Below are 16,832 nucleotides of genomic sequence, written 5' to 3' on the forward strand. Positions count from 1 at the left end.
ATCAATGGAAAAGGGAAGAGAAATCTTCTCTTTTTTCTTTGTCCAAAGATCGATATAATGAGGATATTTGTGGATAAAGGAATGCTATGGATGGCTCAAGAAATGATGGATAAATGGATTGAGGAAATTCAGGAAGAGTTAAAGAATATAGATAAAATTAAGTTGGGTGAATGTAGTAAACTAATTCAAGAATTTGTTTCTCATTGTTTGATGAGTAAAAGTGGGATGCTTTTCTTAGAGAGTGATGCTTTTAAAAGTCGTGTAGCAGATGGAACTTTGACTCGACAGATGTGGGAAGAGCTTGAAGATGATTTAGTTAAGTAGGGTGATTTGCTAGATCGTTGTATTGAAGTTTATGGTGATTTTGATTCATTATTGGTAGACGATGATTTAGATTGTGCTATTATTTGTTATCTGGCATTCCCTTATTATTTTAACAATTGATAAAAGGGTCAACTTTTGTTTTGATAATAATCGTGTATATGGTAATATATTAAGATTAGATATTAGGACTTGGAGGTTACTGAAATGGCAAAAAATATTGTGATTAATGAGTTTTCGACTGCTCTGGTTCAGAAAAAGGGAGCAATTTTTATTGGAGCAGGCATTTCGGTTCCTTCTGGTTTTAAGAGTTGGGTTGAATTATTAAGGGAGATGCAGGAAGATATTGATTTAGAGATTGATGATCATTTAGATTTAACAGAGGTTGCTCAATTTATTGTTAATAATAATTTAAATAATAAGGGTCGTATTTTGAATAAGATTGTAGAGTGTTATACGACGACAGATGGGATTTATAGTAATAAGTATCATAAGGTGTTGGCGCAGATGAATGTGATGACGATTTGGACGACGAATTATGATACCCTTTTAGAGGAATCTTTTCGTCATGTTTCAACTGTGATTCGACGTTGTGATACGGATTTGTTACCGATTGTGGATATCGATCAGAAGATTGAAATTATTAAGATGCATGGTAGTGTCGATAGTCCATCGCCTGAGAATTTAGTTATTACGAAAGAGGATTATGAGGATTATTTTTACACGCATCCATTAACGACGGAACGTCTTAAAAATGATTTGTTGAATAAGTCGTTTTTATTTATTGGATATAGTTATCGTGATTCGAATATTCGCTCGATTATGACACAGATTCGACAACTTTGTAGTCGTGGGACGCGAACTCATTATATGGTGGTTGAAAAAGAGAAGAATGTGAATTCATATAAGCTTCAAAAGCTCTGGGCAAAGGATTTAGAGCGTTTTGGGATTAAAACGTATATTTATGAGAATGCGGATCAGAGTCATCGTGAGTTGCTTGAGATAATGGAGAGTATTGCTCAGAAGTCAAAGGGGAATACATTGTTTGTAACAGGGAGTCATACGGTAGAAGAAAGTGCGTTCCTCGAGGAACTTGGTGTTGAATTGGCTAGAATTAAGAATTTAACGTTAATTAATGGGCAGTCTAAAGGCGTCGCTAATATTGTGTTAAAAAGTTTTATTGACGAGTGTTTGAATTTAGGTCAATCTGTTCAAAATCGAATTGAGATTTATGCCAATCCTTGTGCTCATAATGAAGATTGGGAAACGAAAGAGGAGTATGGAGCATTGCTTGAAAGTTTTAAGTATCGTTTAGTTAGACAGACGCAGATTATGATTGTGCTTCCAGGTTCTTATGGAACGAAGGCTGAAATTGAGAAGGCAAAGCAGTTAGGAACAATCATTATTCCTATTATTACAGAAGATCGTAATGAGTTGATTGATGAGTTGTTAGAAAATATAAATATTGTTGAGAGACTGAAGATATTCTCTCCATCTCTATACCATAGCCTAAAAAATGAGCAGTTAACGACGGTTGATGAAGTTATTGAATGTGTGAAAAATATTTTAGCAGTTTAAAGGCAATGATATGAGAAGGCATATCAGGTGAAAATTTCGTTAAATGAGTTAGAGGTCTGGCGACGTGTCGTGTTTCCAGCAGATATTACGTTTTATGGGCTACATCGTGTGATTCAATATAGTATGGGATGGTTCGAAAGTCACTTGTATGAATTTGAGGTACAGTCAGAGAAGTTAGTTATTGTCGATAGTAAGGAGCAAGCAGAAGAGCTAGTTTTTTATAATTCACAGCCAGCTTATGATGGACGTATTAAGAAACCTAAGATATTTAGAACTAGTCGTGGTGTGAAAATGGATTGCTATTTAAATGAGTCATGTTCGATGTGTTTAGATGGAGATGCGGCTTGCCTACCTGAGATTAGTTGTGATGAGTGATTGTAATCATCCAGATTATGAAGAAATCATGGAGTGGTTAGAGGATGCTCAGTATGAAGATTTCAATTTAAAAAATACAAATCATTGAATGAAAGAGTTGAAGTTAAAGCGTGCGAAGAAAAGCTAGTTTATGAGTTAAACTAGCTTTTTTTGAGTGGTATAATTAATCTATTGATTAAGGATAAAGGGGAGTAGACGGATGAGGAGAGGTTTGAAGATAGTTGGATTATTACCATTTGGGGTACATTTAATTTTTTGTATAGGGATAGGGTTCTTGGGTTCGCTTATTTGGAGTGTGGCCATACCTTTGTTAATTACGTTGTTTGTAGCAGGTCATGGTTTATGTAGTCCAGATAAAAAGTGGCGTGTAGCGGGATGGAGTTCACTGATTTTACTAACGCTAATGCTTTGTTATTTAGGGTTTAACAATGATTATTTTTATTTGTCAGAGGTTTATATAGCCGGTTTTTATTTTATTTACTTCTCAGTTGTTTATGGACTGAATATGCTGCAAAGAAAAAGACCGTGAATGGATTTCACGGTCTTTAATTTTTATTTTTTCTAAAGATTAGGTTGTAGCAATTTTGGAGTCTTGTTGATTGTGTATTGTTGGTTGTCATTTTGACGAATTGCCATCCGTCTTTTTTTTGTTTTTCAATGGTATGTTCAATTTCGTGTGTCATGTCTTGGAAGGAGTCCTTTTGTTTTAGAAATGGAACGGTAATCAGTTTGTATTCAATCAATAGTATAGCCCCCTATTTTTTAGAGTCTTTAATATATATGCGATTTGATATTTTTTTAGAACGTTAGCGCTATTTTGCAAAATATTAGTGTAATTTCGACTCATATATTAATTTTAAGTTCGAAAAATGATATAATTTTTGATAACGCTTATAAATGGGGGATATAACGTATGATGACTTTAATTAAAGATGTTAGTTTAGATTCTAGGGTAGAGAGTTTATTAGCATATGCGACGGATTCTAATAAGGTAACATCTGCATATGAAAGATATTTGGCGGATGAATGTTGTCTGCTTTATGGTTATGAAGTTGAGGGTGAGCTTGTTGGGGTTGTCGGAGTGCAGTTAACAGATCCTTATGAGGCTGAGATTTTGCAGATTGCAGTCGATCCGGATCATCGTGGATGTGGAATTGGGAAGCATATGCTTTCCTATTTGGCGAAGTGGCATGAGTTGACGAAGGTAATCGCCAAAACCGATGCACAGGCTGTTGAATTTTATCGCACGCTTGGATTTACGGCACAGAGTTTAGGTGAGATGTATCCAGCTTGTGAACGTTTTTGTTGTGAATTTGATTTTGATAAAAGATAGTGTTTGGAAGCTATCTTTTTTTTATTGGCTTTAATAATTAAGGAGGTCAGTTAATATAATGAATGGATATCAAAATGTTTGTAACGGGGGAGAGGTTATGGGGAAAGCAAAGATTATTTCGGTGATTAATTATAAGGGCGGCGTTGGTAAGACGGTTAGTGCATTTAATATTGCAGCGGGATTAAATTTTTTGAATCATCATTCAGTCTTATTAATTGATTTAGATCCACAATGTTCGTTGAGCCGCATTTGTTTGCGAGCGTATAGCAATACTACTAGGAAACAAATAGGATTGAGTAAATTAAGTGAAGAGGAGACTATCAATTATGTTTTTAAAACATATTTAAATCAAGATATTTTAGATTTTGAAACAAAAATTGATTTAGAAAAACTCATTAAAAAAGATTTTTATACAGGAGGAAAGTATCGATTAAATCATTTCGACTTTATTCCGTGTTCAATGTTTATGGCAGACTCTAGTTCCTATATTCGTGGACTTGATGATCTTGAAGGGGATATTAAACGAAAGTATAGTCAGGGATTAAATACGACACTTCAACAAGTTACCCTTTTAGCAAAATTTTTAAGAGACTATAAATTAGATGAAAAATATGATTTTATCATTTTTGATTGTCCTCCAGCTAATAATATGATTACACAAAATGCTTTAGTGGTCTCTGATTATTACCTAATTCCTATCATGATGGATGATATGGGAGTACAAGGCGTTCATCATGTTTATAATATTGTTGAAAAGACATTTATTAGAGAAATAATAAATGAATATCAAATCATTATTAAGTCAAGCCCAACGACATCCTATTTTAAATTTTTTAAGGACGGGACTCCGAAGTTATTAGGTGTATTCGAAACGTTAAAGAAAACAGGAAGTAATACAGAGCAGCCTAGGATAACCCTTAAAAGGGAGATACCTAACATATTTTTATTCGATTCGATTATCTATCATCAGATTGAAATGTCACATTTAATTGATGAAGGGGATTGTTGTTTTATAAAAAGTAAGAGTAAAGTAAAAACTCCATTAAATGAAGCGTATGGAAATTTGGTGTTTGAAATTCTCGAAAGATTACATGTTCCTAAAAAGCCAAATGCGCGAAAGGTAACAGATGTTTTATAGAGGAGATTAGTAATGAAAGATATTATAAAGGCATTAAAAGTTTACCAAGAAATATATAAATTAATGACAGGTCAGCAATGTGAAAAAGTTAGAGTTTTTATCGAGTTTCTTAAACCGTATGAGCGAAAAAGCTTTGAGGAATTTCAATTTAATTTATCAAAAGATATTGAGTCTAAAAAAAGTAGGAAGGTTGTTAAAGTTGATGTAGTACAGTTAGGAAAAGATTTTTATGAGATGAAGCAGCATCACTCTACTAATTCAGAGGTTACAGATTATATTGAATTAGCTGAGAATGTTAAAATCAAGGAAGTTTTAACTAGGAATTTAAGTGAGGCATATGCCGCCATAGAAGGATGGGATTTGAAGACTATAAATATGAGTCAATTGAACTTTTTAGGCTATGCTCTTTTAAATAGTGAGTTACGAGGAAAGACGAAGAAAGATAGAAAGAAAAATTTACTTCAGTTATTATGGAAAGTCATTGAGACTGAAAAAATGAATGAAATTTACGAAAATAACCTATTATAAAGTGTAGTAAAAATTCCTGTTAGGGGGATTGATGATGAAAGCTTTATGGTTAATTGTTTTTTGTTTGTTGGTCGGGTGTTCACCTGCTAAATCCCATGCTGTGATGGAGTATGATGTGAGTAAGTTACCGAGTGATTTTGGTGGTGATGAGGTTTATTCGATTGGATTGAATAGTCAAGGGATGCCTGTTTTTATTGATCCGGAGAAAGCATTTGAGCAAGCCTTGATTGATTATAAGGATGGCTTTAAGGCAATCCAACGTGAGTTTTATTTGTTACCGGTTAGTCACTTTACGTGGAAAGATTATAAGGCGTATGGATGGCAATTGACTCATGAAGATGATCAGATTGTTGAACAGGGATATGAGATTTCACGATTTTTTGATATTTATGAAAATAGTTTTTGCTCAGACTGATAAGGTTTGAGCTTTTTTTAGTATAATATACGAAAAGGAGGCGATTATCATGAAAGAAAGAATTTTTTTGTGAGCGTGGGACCCAAGAGTTAAGAGAGAAAAGTTTGCGTGCTTCCAAATTAGTGCGACAATTAAATCAGTTATCATTTGATGAAATAGATTCTCAAGAGGGATTACTTAAGGAGTTATTTGGAAGTGTTGGAGAAAACCCATGTGTTGAAGATAATTTCCATTGTGATTTAGGTTATAATATTCATGTAGGTAATCATTTTTATGCGGGATTTAACTGTACAATGCTTGATATGGCTGAAATTCGCATTGGAGACAATTGCATGATTGGTCCAAATGTTGGGCTCTATACGGCAGGGCATCGTATTTCTCCCAAAAATCGTAATAAGGACGGTTATGCAATTCCGATTACAATTGGCAGTGATGTTTGGATTGGTGGGAGTTGTGTTATTTTACCGGGAGTTACGATTGGTGATCATTCGATTGTAGCAGCAGGATCAGTTGTAACGAAGGATGTTCCTAAAAATACAATTGTAGCAGGAAATCCAGCTAAGATTTTACGAAATATTGAAGAAGTGTAGAACCTTGTGAAAGGTTCCTTTTTATTTTTTAGTTATATTAAAATAAGGTTGTGGTTGTATTCAAAATATATTATAATCAATTGAAAGAAAGCGTTATTTAATTTACTCGTAGGAATGTTAATGACTATTTTAGTTGATATAGATAAGTAATTATTTGGATTGCAGACAAAGTTAGCAGTTTATGTTTTAGAGGTGAATCAGCTTGGCTTGGTTCGATATGTGTATTGGGGCGAATGTTTGTAGTCTTTGGGGATGGATTCGATTCATGGAATTACGAGTAAGGAGCGCTTATTTTTTTGTTTGTGTTTTTGTCGAATTAAGGTAAAATATGAAGATACTATATCAAAAGGGGAGTTTGAGATGAAGAAATTGATGGAGAGTTGTCTTGAAGATATCGAGTTTGTGGAGCGCCAGTTAGTTGACTTTAACGAGTCACATGTTCCATTTGAATTGACGGTCCCTTTTAATCAGTTTAATCAGCATATTAAAGATGAATCGGGATGTATTATTGCTGGAATTAATTGTGTTTATTACGCGTGGCATTGTATTTATATTGATGCATTATGGGTGAGTGAGGAGCACCGTGGTATGGGGCTCGCCTCAGAGTTATTAACTAAAATTGAGCAACTAGGACGTGAGTATGGGTGCCATTTAATTCACTTAGATACATTTGATTTTCAAGCGAAAGATTTTTATTTGAAGCATGGATATGAGATTCATGGAGTGCTTGAGGATTGTCCAAAAGGTCATGAGCGTTATTATATGAAGAAGGTGCTAGTTTAGCACTTTTTTTGTTAGGTTTATGTAAAGACTTAGTCAAGTTTTAGCTTTAAACGTCACATTGCTCATATTTTGATGTCATATCGATATGTTTTATAGAGAGTGATAGGAGGGTCAGTATGAGCGGTCATTTTAAAGATCAGTGTCGTAAGATTCCGTTGATTTCTTCGAACTGGTTTTGGTATGTATTGGTTGTTTTTGGATTTTTATTTTTATTAAAGACGCCTGTTTTGGCAGGGAATCCATTTAGTGAGTTCTTTTTGATGTCTTATCATGGAGTCTTTTTGATTTTTTCAGTGACGATAGGTTTTAAAGAGATGGCACCACTTTATAATAAAGAGGGTGGAATATGGCGGATGCTTCTTCTAGCAGGGGCCATTTTGTTCTTTTCGGCATTGGTTGAAGGGGTTGTGGGGGGATTTTTAGCAGCAGATGATCCGCAACAGTTGGAGCAGTATAGTTTTGAGTTATCTAGAAAGTATGTAACTGTTAGTTTTGTACGCTATGCACTGGTCGGGATTGGGGAAGAATTGTTTAAGTATATGATTTTCTTGATTCTTTACTATCCGTTGTGTAAGTTGTTCAAAAGCTATTGGTTACCATTGTTGATTTCAACCTTTGTGACGTGCTTTTTCTTTGGATTTTTACATGCCAATTATAATCCAGATGAATGGTTAACCATAACGTTAATTATTGCTTCGGGCGCTGTGGTTTATTTTTATTTCTTGATCAAGTATCAGACGATTATCCCGCTGATGTTTGCCCACTTTTTCCAAGATTTTTTAGTATCGCTTGAGTTAACAGAGCAATTAGAAGGCATATATGGCTTAACTTTTTTACTCATTTATATGGTGGTACTGATTTATATTTTTGGAAAAATGATAAAAGAGCTATTTAAAGGAATTAAAGAGAAGTTTATTGATAAATAAGTCAAAAGGAACTCATCCAAAAAAAGTGGTGAGTTCCTATTTTATAAAGTTATAAAGTAATCGTGATGGTTAACCCATTTCCACGCGTACTAGAGGCCGAGATGATTCCCTTGTGAAGTTTCACGATATCGTAAGCAATCGCAAGTCCTAGGCCAGAACCAACGTTTGGTTTCTTTGTATTAGTTCCGCGATAATAACGTTTAAAAATATGTAGTAGGTCTTCTTCGCAAACTCCGACTCCATTGTCCTTTAGGGTGATGGTATGATCTTTGATATCGATTGAAATGAGGACAGATTCCTCGTTGTGAGTGATGGCATTCATCATTAAATTGGTGAAGACACGTCTCATCAGTAACTCATCGAGCATCAGGGGGATATATTCGTTATCGTAAGAGAACTGGATGTTATAGTTCTCGTATTTTGGGTCATTCATTATCTCAATGATAACGTGACGTAAAAGCGAAACAAGATTGACCTGCTTTTTATTAAGGATAAATTCTTTATTTTTAAGTCGTGTCGAAAGATTCAAATCATCTACAAGATTCTTGATATAGTCTGATTTTTCAATAATGGTTTGCGCTGACTTTTGGCGAGATATGAGATCCATTTCATAACTCATATCGGCCATGATTTCGGCATTTCCTCTGATGGAAGTTAGAGGAGTTTTAATATCGTGTGAGATGTTAGCAATCCATTCTTCTCGGACGGTATCCATTTGTTGACGCTCATACTGTGCAACTTGAAGTTGCTGTGATAAATCTGTAATTCTGTCTTCTACTTCACGATAAAGACTTGGTTTTTGATTTGGCTTTAGATAATGTCCTTTGGATAAGGAAACGATATTTTGAATGATGTCATTCAGTGGTTTAACAAGATAGCGCGTTGAGATATAGCTAATGAAGAGGGCGATTAGACAGTTAACGATTAACATTAATGGAATATTATGTGTCATCATCATCTCTTCAGTATTGTAGTGAAGGGTGTAACGTCTGACTAAATCGAGTGGAAAAAATAATAAATAGGTAAGATGTGATTCATTTAACTGAATATCATTTATAAAGATCGTGCTCGATTCATTAGTTTGATACAAATCAATGAGTTGTTTGTTTGTATAAACACTTGGAATGTTATCAGGCAATTGATAAGCATAAACTTCTTGTTTTTGTTCGTTAATTATTTGAAGACTGACGTGAGATTCGTCAAGAAGTTTCTTTCCTTCTTCAGTGATCGTTAAATCTTCGGTGATATAGTTCGCAAATTGCTCAACAAATTGGTTGATGTAATGTTCGCCATATTGATATTCATCTGAGTGTGCTTTAAAGTGATAGCTTCTAAAGGTAACGAGACCGATATTGACAATGGCTAAGGTAATCAGGGCAATACATAGGGTTAGAAAGAAGTGTAAGGTTAATTTTTTCTTCATTAGTAATCCTCTTTGTAGACAAATTTATAACCAAGTCCGATGATGGTTGTGATGTGTTTGGGTTTAGAAGGATCGACTTCGATTTTTTTTCGAAGTCTTCGGATATGTACCGAGATGGTATTATCAAATTCAAAGTAGTCCTCTCCCCAGACTTCATGACAAATTTGTTCTTTGCTGACGATTTTATTCGCATGACGGACAAGGTACATGAGGAGTTTGTATTCCTTTGCTGTTAAGTCAAGAGGTTCATTATTTTTTGAAACGATGCCGTCTGTAATGGTAATGTTGCCAAATTGGATGGTTTTGGTTGTCGTTTTGAGACGAGCTTTGACACGGAAGGCGACTTCTTTGGCACTAAAGGGTTTGGTAATATAGTCATCAGCTCCGAGTGCAAAACCGAGTAGTCTATCGAATTCTTCTGTTTTAGCTGAGATGAAGAGAACGGGAATTTGACGATGTTGATGGATTTCTTTGATGAGTTGGTGCCCACTTAGATCGGGGAGCATGACGTCAAGTAGGACGAGGTCTGGATTTAAGGCTTTAAGCAGTGATAAGGCTTCAGTTCCAGTTGTGGCATGAAAGATGTGGGAAAATCCTTCATGTTTTAAGACGGTTTCTAGTAGTTCAATAATTTCAATTTCATCATCTACAATTAAAATTTTATTAGAAATCATAAGGTTTCTCCTTTAATTGGTCATTTTTTAGCTCATTATACCACAGAATTTAAAGAGTTAAGATGGATTTAAGATGGTGTTCATAAGGGTGTCAGGTGCGTGAGGTATGATAAGGTTGTCAATCAGATGTTGAAAGGGGAAATTTTGATGCAAGCTATTATGGAAACGGCTTTTGATGTCGTTTATTTATGTACGGTCATCACGCTTGGTATGACGATGGTTCGTAAAGGAAAGACAACGAATACGAAGTTATTTGGTTATATGGCCATTATTTTAGGATGCGGGGATGCATTCCACTTAGTCCCACGTTCTTATGCGTTGTTAACAACAGGACTTGAAGCCAATGCAGCAGCACTTGGATTTGGTAAATTTGTGACGTCGATTACGATGACTGTCTTTTATGTAGTACTTTATCATATTTGGCAAAAACGATATCGCGTCCAAAATACAAAAGGGTTAACACTTGCGATTTATGCATTAGCGATTGTACGTATTGTGTTATGTTTATTACCTCAAAATGAGTGGTTAAATTATAATGCCCCCGTTTCGTGGGGAGTTTATCGAAACATTCCGTTTGCGATTATGGGCTTAATGATTATCTATCTATTCTATAAAGAAGCAAAAGCGCATCAAGACTCAACGTTCAAATGGATGTGGCTGGCAATCGTTTTATCATTTGCCTTTTATATCCCGGTTGTCTTATGGGCCACCACATTCCGTTTAATTGGAATGTTAATGATTCCTAAAACACTTGCCTATGTGTGGGTTGTTTGGATGGGATATCAATCATTTAAGCAAGAAAGTAAATAATGTAAAAAGGAGTAACGGTCGTTACTCCTTTTTTATGGAAAAATTTAAAACATACATTTAGACATAGCAAGACAAACATTCAAACATATTAAAAACGTTTTCATTTAGTTATAATGAGAGTGTTATCAATCTTTTAGTGTAAGAGGAGAGTTTGTATGAAGAGACAGGTTGTTAAAGCAAGTGAGCAGGTTGTTATTGAATATAGTGAAGAATTAGTTCGTTTTATGGGGTTAAATTTAGCAAAGGATTTTTGGTGGATGAAGCCGTTTTATGGGACGAGCTTTGAACAGTTGCCATCACGCGTACAGTTTTTGATTGGGGAATATGAAAATGAGTTAGGGGAAAGTCGCTATTTAGTGGTGATTCCATGTGTGGATCAGGATCAATTGGGGGAGCTTGTTGTAGAGGTAAATCATTTGGTGATCCGCTCTGTTTTACCTTCAACGAATGATGAAGCTATCATTGGCGTGGCTATTTCTGATTGTTTAGAAATCGAGGATGGAATTAGGGAAGCTGTGACGATTTTAGCAAGTGAGATTGAAGGATTTAATTTGCGTGAAACAAAGTCGGTTCCAACGTATTATGATTATTTGGGTTGGTGTACATGGGATGTGTTTTATCGTGAGGTCAGTGAAGCGGGAGTTATGGAGGCGTTAGAGGTTTTTAAAGAACGTGGTGTGAAGCCTTATTATATGATTTTAGATGATGGATGGCAGGATGTTAAAGATGAGTTGTATCTGAATGATATTTATGAAAATGAAAAGTTTCCATCTGGTTTAAAAACGTTGGTTCAAAAGGCGAAAGAGGAGTATGGGATTTCTGTATTTGGGATTTGGCATGCGCTTCAAGGTTATTGGGGTGGGATTAATCCAGAGGGGCGCCTAGGTAAAAAATATACGCTAATTGAAAATAAGGATGTAAAAGAATCGGAGTTTGCGACATATTTCACGAATCATACGTATTATATTTGCAAGGATGATTGTGAAACCTTTTATGATGAATTCTATGCTTATTTAAAAATGTGTGGGATTGACTATGTAAAGGTCGATTCTCAAGGGAATTTATTGCATCTTTGTGAGCAGGAACAGAATCCAACGGCTGTGATGAGCAGTTATCAACGAGCGTTAAAAATAGCGGGAAATGAATATTTAAATGGAGATGTATTATACTGTATGTCAAATAGTACAGAGGTGATTTATAATACGTCTGAGTTTATTGGGTGGCGAAATTCTGATGATTTCTTCCCTAAAGAACCGATTGGTATTCAACTTGAACATTATTATATGAATACTTTAAATAATATTTTCACCTCGACATTTGTTTGCCCAGATTGGGATATGTTCCAAACGAATCACCCTCAAGGAGAGTTTCATGCGATGGTGCGTGCCATTTCAGGAGGTCCTATTTATATTTGTGATCATCCTAAAAATATGGACACAAATTTATTATCAAGATTAATGATTCGTGGTAATGAGTTGCTTCGTTTTAATCAACCAGCTCGACCGACAAGTGATTGCTATCTAAGCGATGCAAAGACTTCAACTATTTTACTTAAAACCCACAACTATGGAGAGTTCGGTTCCACGATATTTGCAGTGCATTTAAATAAGGACGCTAGAATCATTAAAGAAGTGGTGACGGGGGATATTTGTTTCACACCAGATTTAGGTGAAGTTGCGCTAGGGAAGTTAGAAATCGTACTAAACTACGGGGAGTATGCGTATGTGTCGCGAGCTGTTAGACGTGAGATGGTGACACCACTCGGATTAGTCCATAAATTCAATAGTTATTTAGCGATTGAGTCAGTGGTGGAAAGTGAAAATGAGATGATACTTAAGGTTAAGGGGGAAGGAGCATTTGCCTTTTATGCGGAGGAATCTTGCTTAATCACATTGCTGACTGTGAATGGAGAAACACGAGTTTTTGAGATAGACAATCATCTGTTACAGGTTGAACTAAGTGAGGCAACATCAGTTATTAAACTGAATTGGAAATAAAAAGGTGGATATCATGAAGGAATATGAGTTTTGACCTTAATGTTATGATGAGAAGATGATACAGGAAGAATCAGTTGAAGTAATAGCTGATTCACTTTGTCCTTGTTGCAATCAGTTAACGATACCGACTACTGGAGACGCACTAGCCTATATTTATCTCAATTGTTTATGGGAGATTGATTTGTTTATTTAAGCAGACGTTGAGCCAAGTGACTTAAATCGTAGACTAACATTAGCTCAGGGGAGAAAAAACTATAAAAAAATACGGATTTGAAAAGAAAAGACATCTAGGCCTTTAGACCTGGATGTCTTTTAAATTAAAATGAGATTTAGTTTGAGTCGATTAATTTTTGGATATAGTCGCTGTCTGCAAATGTTAGTTTAAGGAAGGGACCAGATTGATGTGAGGTGAAAATCCCCCCGTCATCTGTTAAAAGGGTGTTACCACTGACTAATGTTTCTTTGGTTTTTGTGTGATAAAGATGAAGTTCATAGTCTCTGTTTCCCCCGATAGAGACAGCATCTTCTAATTTTTGGTATTTGTAAAGATCGTAAGGATATCATCAATGATGCTTTCGGCTTTTTCAGTATCGTTTGTGATGAGTGATTCCAACTTGAAGTGGAAGTCTTTCATTTTTAATTGGGATTTTTTCAGAACGTAATCAAAGAAATTCGATTCCAATGACGATGATAAAAACAGTAATATAGAAAATGATTTTGTGTTTCATTCTCTTTCCTCTTAATAGGTATATGGGAAACAAAGTGAACTAATAAAGTATCCTATTAGTTGATTTATTCAAACAAAAGTTAATTTTGGCTCGATTGTTTTATGAGGAAAGAATACATATAATGAGAGTATCACAGACAAATTAAAGGAATAGCGAGGTGATGACATGAAGGAAATTAATGTTGGAAAAATGATTATTTTAAAGCGAAAAGAGAAGAAGATTACGCAAGATGAATTAGCGAAATATATTGGGGTTTCAAAGGCGGCTATTTCAAAATGGGAGACAGGCCAAAGTTATCCGGATATTACATTGTTACCGATTTTAGCGGCGTATTTTAATATGAGTATTGACGAGTTAATCGGATATGAGCCACAGATGGTGAAGGAAGATATTCAAAAATTGTATGTCAGGCTATGTGAAGATTTTGCGAAGAAACCATTCGAAGAGGTGATTTTGGAGTGTGAGGAGTTGATCAAGAAATATTATTCTTGTTTTCCACTGTTGCATCAAATGGGATTACTTTTAATTAATCACAGTATGTTAGCCCTCGATGTTTTAGAAACGACAAGATTAAATGAATTAGCTTGTTCTTTATTTGAGCGTGTTAAAGAAAAGGGAGATGACGTTGAACTTTCAAAGCAGGCACTGCATTTAGAGGCGTATTGTTATTTATTATTGAATCAACCGTCAGTTGCGTTAGAGTTACTTGAAGATACGAAGAAACCGAAAGTTTCAAGTGAAGTATTAATTGCACAAGCCCATCAGATGCTTGGGCAGATTGAAGAAGCAAAGTCTTCGATTCAAGTCGGTGTCTTTTCGCATCTGATGGAAATTTTTCAAACGTTACCGATGTTGCTAGGATTGAGTTTACCTGATCAAAAGCGATTTGAGGATATTATTCAAAAGATTGAAACGTTAGATGAATTATTTGAAATCAAAAAAGTGAATCCTTATCTCATTCTTCCGATTCAGTTAATGATTGCCCAGGGATATATGCAACTTGGGGAAGCGGGACTGGCGCTTGATTATTTAGACGCATATTCGAAATTAGCGACAGATAGTATTCAAAGAATTAAAATTCAAGGAAATGATTTCTTTGATTTAGTGGAGGACTGGTTTAAGGCATATGAAATTGGTCAACCGCCACGAAATGAAGCGATTATCAAGCAAAGTGCTTTAGATGGTGTTTTGAAAAATCCTGTTTTTATGCCGTTACATGAAGAAGAGCGATTTATTAATTTAGTGGCACGATTAAAATTTTATCTTTAAGAGTGAGCGTATGAGTTTAGAGAGTATTCAAGAGTATTTACCATTTTTAATTCCGCTGGTGATTGCAGAGTTTGCGCTTGCGATGACAGCACTTATTCATGTGTTAAAGCATCCGAACTATCGATTTGGAAATAAAGTGATGTGGATTGTGATTGTGTTATTGATTCAAATTATTGGACCTGTTGTTTATTTTTTAATTGGTCGAGGTGAAGAGTAGTGGACATGATTCGTTTAGAAGGTGTCAGTAAACAGTTTGGAAGTCACGAGGTGATTAAATCGTTAAATTTGAGGGTTCCAAGTCAGTGTGTCTTTGGTTTTTTAGGACAAAATGGGGCTGGAAAAACAACAACGATGAAGATGATTTTAGGGTTGTTAAATCCTAGCGAGGGACGTATTTTTGTCTGTGATGAAGAAGTCGTGTATGGTGAAACGAAAACAAATCGCTTCATTGGCTATTTACCGGATGTCCCAGAGTATTATTCTTATATGACACCCAGAGAGTATTTGAAATTGTGCGGTGAAATGACAGGCATGTCAAAAGCGCAAATTAAAGTGAAGTCAGATGAGTTATTGGCACTGGTTCGATTAGCTGATGTGAATCGTAAAATTGGAGGTTTTTCAAGGGGGATGAAGCAACGACTTGGTATTGCACAAGCTTTACTAAATGAACCGAAAATTTTAATTTGTGATGAACCAACGTCTGCGCTTGATCCGATTGGACGAAAAGAAATTTTGGATATTTTACATCAGGTAAAAGAGAAAACGACGGTTATTTTTTCAACGCATATTTTATCTGATGTGGAGCGTATTTGTGATCAAGTAGCTGTTTTACATGAAGGAGAGATTGTGTTAAGTGGAACACTCACAGACGTTAAAAATCAACATCGTCAAGATGCCATTCGATTAACATTTGAATCAGAAAAGGTTGCAAAACACTTGATGCAAGATTTTGAGAGGTTTAAGAAAGTTGAGTTAGAAGGAAATGAACTCACAATATATGTGGATAATTTAAAACAAGATTCCCAAGAAATATTAAAATGGATGACAGATCAAAATATATTATTACTAAAGTATGAAATCCTTGAACCAACGCTTGAAAGCTTGTTTATGGAGGTGGTTCGATGAGGGGATATTTAGCTTTTGTAAAGAAAGAACTGTTAGAGCAGGTTCGCACGTATAAGTTACTGATTTTACTCCTCATTTTCTTTATTTTTGGGATGCTAAGTCCTTTGATGGCAAAGTTAATGCCTGAAATACTGAGCCAGATGCCGATGGATGGGATTACAATTACGATTCCAGACCCCACGGCGATTGATTCATATAGCCAGTTTTTTAAGAATCTGACGCAGATGGGATTAATCGTCCTTGTTCTCCTATTCAGTGGAACCTTAACGACTGAATTATCAAAAGGGACGTTGATTAATGTATTGACAAAAGGGTTAACACGATATGCGGTCATTTTGGCAAAGTATACGGTGGCACTTGTTTTATGGAGTTTTGCCCTTTTGATGGCACTCGGTGTGACATACGGGTATACGGCATATTTTTTCTCACAAGATGAGATCCATCATTTATTGGCGTCAGTGGGTTGCTTATGGTTGTTTGGAGTCTTAATTTTATCGTTGTTGATGTGGGCACAGACGTTAGTTGGCAATCAGTATGGAAGTCTTTTAATGGTGGGAATTTTTGTCGCAGGATTATTTGTTTTAAATCTTTTTCCAATATTTCAGGATTATAATCCGATTGCGTTAGTGTCTGAGAATGTGGCGATGTTGAGTCGAGATTATGATATCAGTCAACTGATGTCTACTAGTTTAATTTCAGTTATACTAAGCATTGCTTTTTTAGCATTAGCTTTAACGACGTTTAAGAATAAGAGAATTTAAGAAAAGTAAAGGCCGATTATTTTTGAAGAAATTAACTTCAAGATAATCGGCCTTTATA

The 16,832-nt window shown here is 35.3% G+C and carries 20 protein-coding genes and 1 pseudogene; 18 read left to right on the forward strand and 3 right to left on the reverse strand.

Features of this window, described 5'->3' with window-relative positions; all coding sequences use genetic code 11:
- The first annotated feature begins 69 nt into the window (after positions 1-69).
- The 4 genes from HLK68_RS08495 (at position 70) to HLK68_RS08510 (ending at position 2,803) form a co-directional block, all read left to right on the forward strand.
- Complete coding sequence (locus tag HLK68_RS08495; RefSeq protein ID WP_009607486.1) at positions 70-324, forward strand: hypothetical protein; 255 nt, start codon at positions 70-72, stop codon at positions 322-324.
- A gap of 204 nt (positions 325-528) precedes the next feature.
- Positions 529-1,899 carry an SIR2 family protein gene (locus HLK68_RS08500; protein WP_132942765.1) on the forward strand — a complete coding sequence of 457 codons (1,371 nt, stop codon included), beginning with the start codon at positions 529-531 and terminating at the stop codon, positions 1,897-1,899.
- A gap of 27 nt (positions 1,900-1,926) precedes the next feature.
- Complete coding sequence (locus tag HLK68_RS08505) at positions 1,927-2,274, forward strand: IS1096 element passenger TnpR family protein (protein WP_132942764.1); 348 nt, start codon at positions 1,927-1,929, stop codon at positions 2,272-2,274.
- 199 nt (positions 2,275-2,473) lie between these two features.
- Positions 2,474-2,803 (forward strand): hypothetical protein, encoded by a 330-nt coding sequence (locus HLK68_RS08510; protein WP_039931041.1) that lies wholly within the window; start codon positions 2,474-2,476, stop codon positions 2,801-2,803.
- A 16-nt stretch (positions 2,804-2,819) separates the two neighbouring features.
- Here HLK68_RS08510 and HLK68_RS14820 read toward each other — a convergent pair whose 3' ends face one another.
- Entirely contained in the window at positions 2,820-3,017 is a 198-nt protein-coding gene (locus tag HLK68_RS14820) for a DUF4177 domain-containing protein (RefSeq protein ID WP_009607488.1), read from the reverse strand.
- A 170-nt stretch (positions 3,018-3,187) separates the two neighbouring features.
- Here HLK68_RS14820 and HLK68_RS08520 point away from each other — a divergent pair, with 170 nt between their 5' ends.
- From HLK68_RS08520 to HLK68_RS08550, 8 genes and pseudogenes are all read left to right on the forward strand, one after another.
- Positions 3,188-3,607: a GNAT family N-acetyltransferase gene (locus tag HLK68_RS08520; RefSeq protein ID WP_009607484.1), complete on the forward strand. Its 420-nt coding sequence runs from the start codon at positions 3,188-3,190 to the stop codon at positions 3,605-3,607.
- Positions 3,608-3,665: 58 nt separating this feature from the next.
- The gene (locus tag HLK68_RS08525; protein ID WP_238843570.1) at positions 3,666-4,745 is read left to right on the forward strand and encodes a ParA family protein; all 1,080 of its coding nucleotides are present in this window, start codon (positions 3,666-3,668) and stop codon (positions 4,743-4,745) included.
- 12 nt (positions 4,746-4,757) lie between these two features.
- Positions 4,758-5,273: a hypothetical protein gene (locus HLK68_RS08530; protein ID WP_132942763.1), complete on the forward strand. Its 516-nt coding sequence runs from the start codon at positions 4,758-4,760 to the stop codon at positions 5,271-5,273.
- Positions 5,274-5,307: 34 nt separating this feature from the next.
- Positions 5,308-5,688 carry a hypothetical protein gene (locus tag HLK68_RS08535; protein WP_006783254.1) on the forward strand — a complete coding sequence of 127 codons (381 nt, stop codon included), beginning with the start codon at positions 5,308-5,310 and terminating at the stop codon, positions 5,686-5,688.
- Positions 5,689-5,780: 92 nt separating this feature from the next.
- Positions 5,781-6,041, forward strand: a pseudogene (locus HLK68_RS14715) (maltose acetyltransferase domain-containing protein); the annotation flags it as partial.
- Positions 6,021-6,278 (forward strand): DapH/DapD/GlmU-related protein, encoded by a 258-nt coding sequence (locus HLK68_RS14720; RefSeq protein WP_262942009.1) that lies wholly within the window; start codon positions 6,021-6,023, stop codon positions 6,276-6,278. The pseudogene HLK68_RS14715 and the gene HLK68_RS14720, both read left to right, overlap by 21 nt.
- 360 nt (positions 6,279-6,638) lie before the next feature.
- The gene (locus tag HLK68_RS08545) at positions 6,639-7,061 is read left to right on the forward strand and encodes a GNAT family N-acetyltransferase (protein WP_006784397.1); all 423 of its coding nucleotides are present in this window, start codon (positions 6,639-6,641) and stop codon (positions 7,059-7,061) included.
- Between the two features lie 116 nt (positions 7,062-7,177).
- Complete coding sequence (locus tag HLK68_RS08550; RefSeq protein WP_009607483.1) at positions 7,178-7,987, forward strand: CPBP family glutamic-type intramembrane protease; 810 nt, start codon at positions 7,178-7,180, stop codon at positions 7,985-7,987.
- Positions 7,988-8,036: 49 nt separating this feature from the next.
- Here the strand turns inward: HLK68_RS08550 and HLK68_RS08555 are convergent, their stop codons facing one another.
- Entirely contained in the window at positions 8,037-9,410 is a 1,374-nt protein-coding gene (locus HLK68_RS08555) for a sensor histidine kinase (protein WP_132942762.1), read from the reverse strand.
- Positions 9,410-10,084 carry a response regulator transcription factor gene (locus tag HLK68_RS08560; protein ID WP_006784394.1) on the reverse strand — a complete coding sequence of 225 codons (675 nt, stop codon included), beginning with the start codon at positions 10,082-10,084 and terminating at the stop codon, positions 9,410-9,412. The genes HLK68_RS08555 and HLK68_RS08560 overlap by 1 nt, the downstream gene beginning before the upstream one ends.
- 99 nt (positions 10,085-10,183) lie before the next feature.
- Between HLK68_RS08560 and HLK68_RS08565 the strand changes: the two genes are divergently transcribed.
- The 6 genes from HLK68_RS08565 to HLK68_RS08590 all read left to right on the forward strand — a co-directional run bounded on the left by HLK68_RS08565 (position 10,184) and on the right by HLK68_RS08590 (position 16,774).
- Complete coding sequence (locus HLK68_RS08565) at positions 10,184-10,894, forward strand: hypothetical protein (RefSeq protein ID WP_442805913.1); 711 nt, start codon at positions 10,184-10,186, stop codon at positions 10,892-10,894.
- Positions 10,895-11,049: 155 nt separating this feature from the next.
- Positions 11,050-12,891: a Sip1-related alpha-galactosidase gene (locus tag HLK68_RS08570; RefSeq protein WP_129821212.1), complete on the forward strand. Its 1,842-nt coding sequence runs from the start codon at positions 11,050-11,052 to the stop codon at positions 12,889-12,891.
- An 893-nt stretch (positions 12,892-13,784) separates the two neighbouring features.
- On the forward strand, positions 13,785-14,888 hold the full coding sequence (locus tag HLK68_RS08575) for a helix-turn-helix domain-containing protein (RefSeq protein ID WP_132942761.1): 1,104 nt from the start codon (positions 13,785-13,787) through the stop codon (positions 14,886-14,888).
- A 10-nt stretch (positions 14,889-14,898) separates the two neighbouring features.
- The gene (locus tag HLK68_RS08580; protein WP_006784390.1) at positions 14,899-15,105 is read left to right on the forward strand and encodes a PLDc N-terminal domain-containing protein; all 207 of its coding nucleotides are present in this window, start codon (positions 14,899-14,901) and stop codon (positions 15,103-15,105) included.
- Positions 15,106-15,110: 5 nt separating this feature from the next.
- A complete protein-coding gene (locus HLK68_RS08585; protein ID WP_155234810.1) occupies positions 15,111-16,013 on the forward strand; it encodes an ABC transporter ATP-binding protein in 903 nt (300 codons plus the stop codon).
- The gene (locus HLK68_RS08590) at positions 16,010-16,774 is read left to right on the forward strand and encodes an ABC transporter permease (RefSeq protein WP_132942759.1); all 765 of its coding nucleotides are present in this window, start codon (positions 16,010-16,012) and stop codon (positions 16,772-16,774) included. Before HLK68_RS08585 ends, HLK68_RS08590 begins: the two co-directional genes overlap by 4 nt.
- The last annotated feature ends 58 nt before the right edge of the window (positions 16,775-16,832 follow it).

This window comes from Turicibacter sanguinis (genome assembly GCF_013046825.1).
In the GTDB taxonomy this organism is placed as follows: domain Bacteria; phylum Bacillota_I; class Bacilli_A; order MOL361; family Turicibacteraceae; genus Turicibacter; species Turicibacter sanguinis.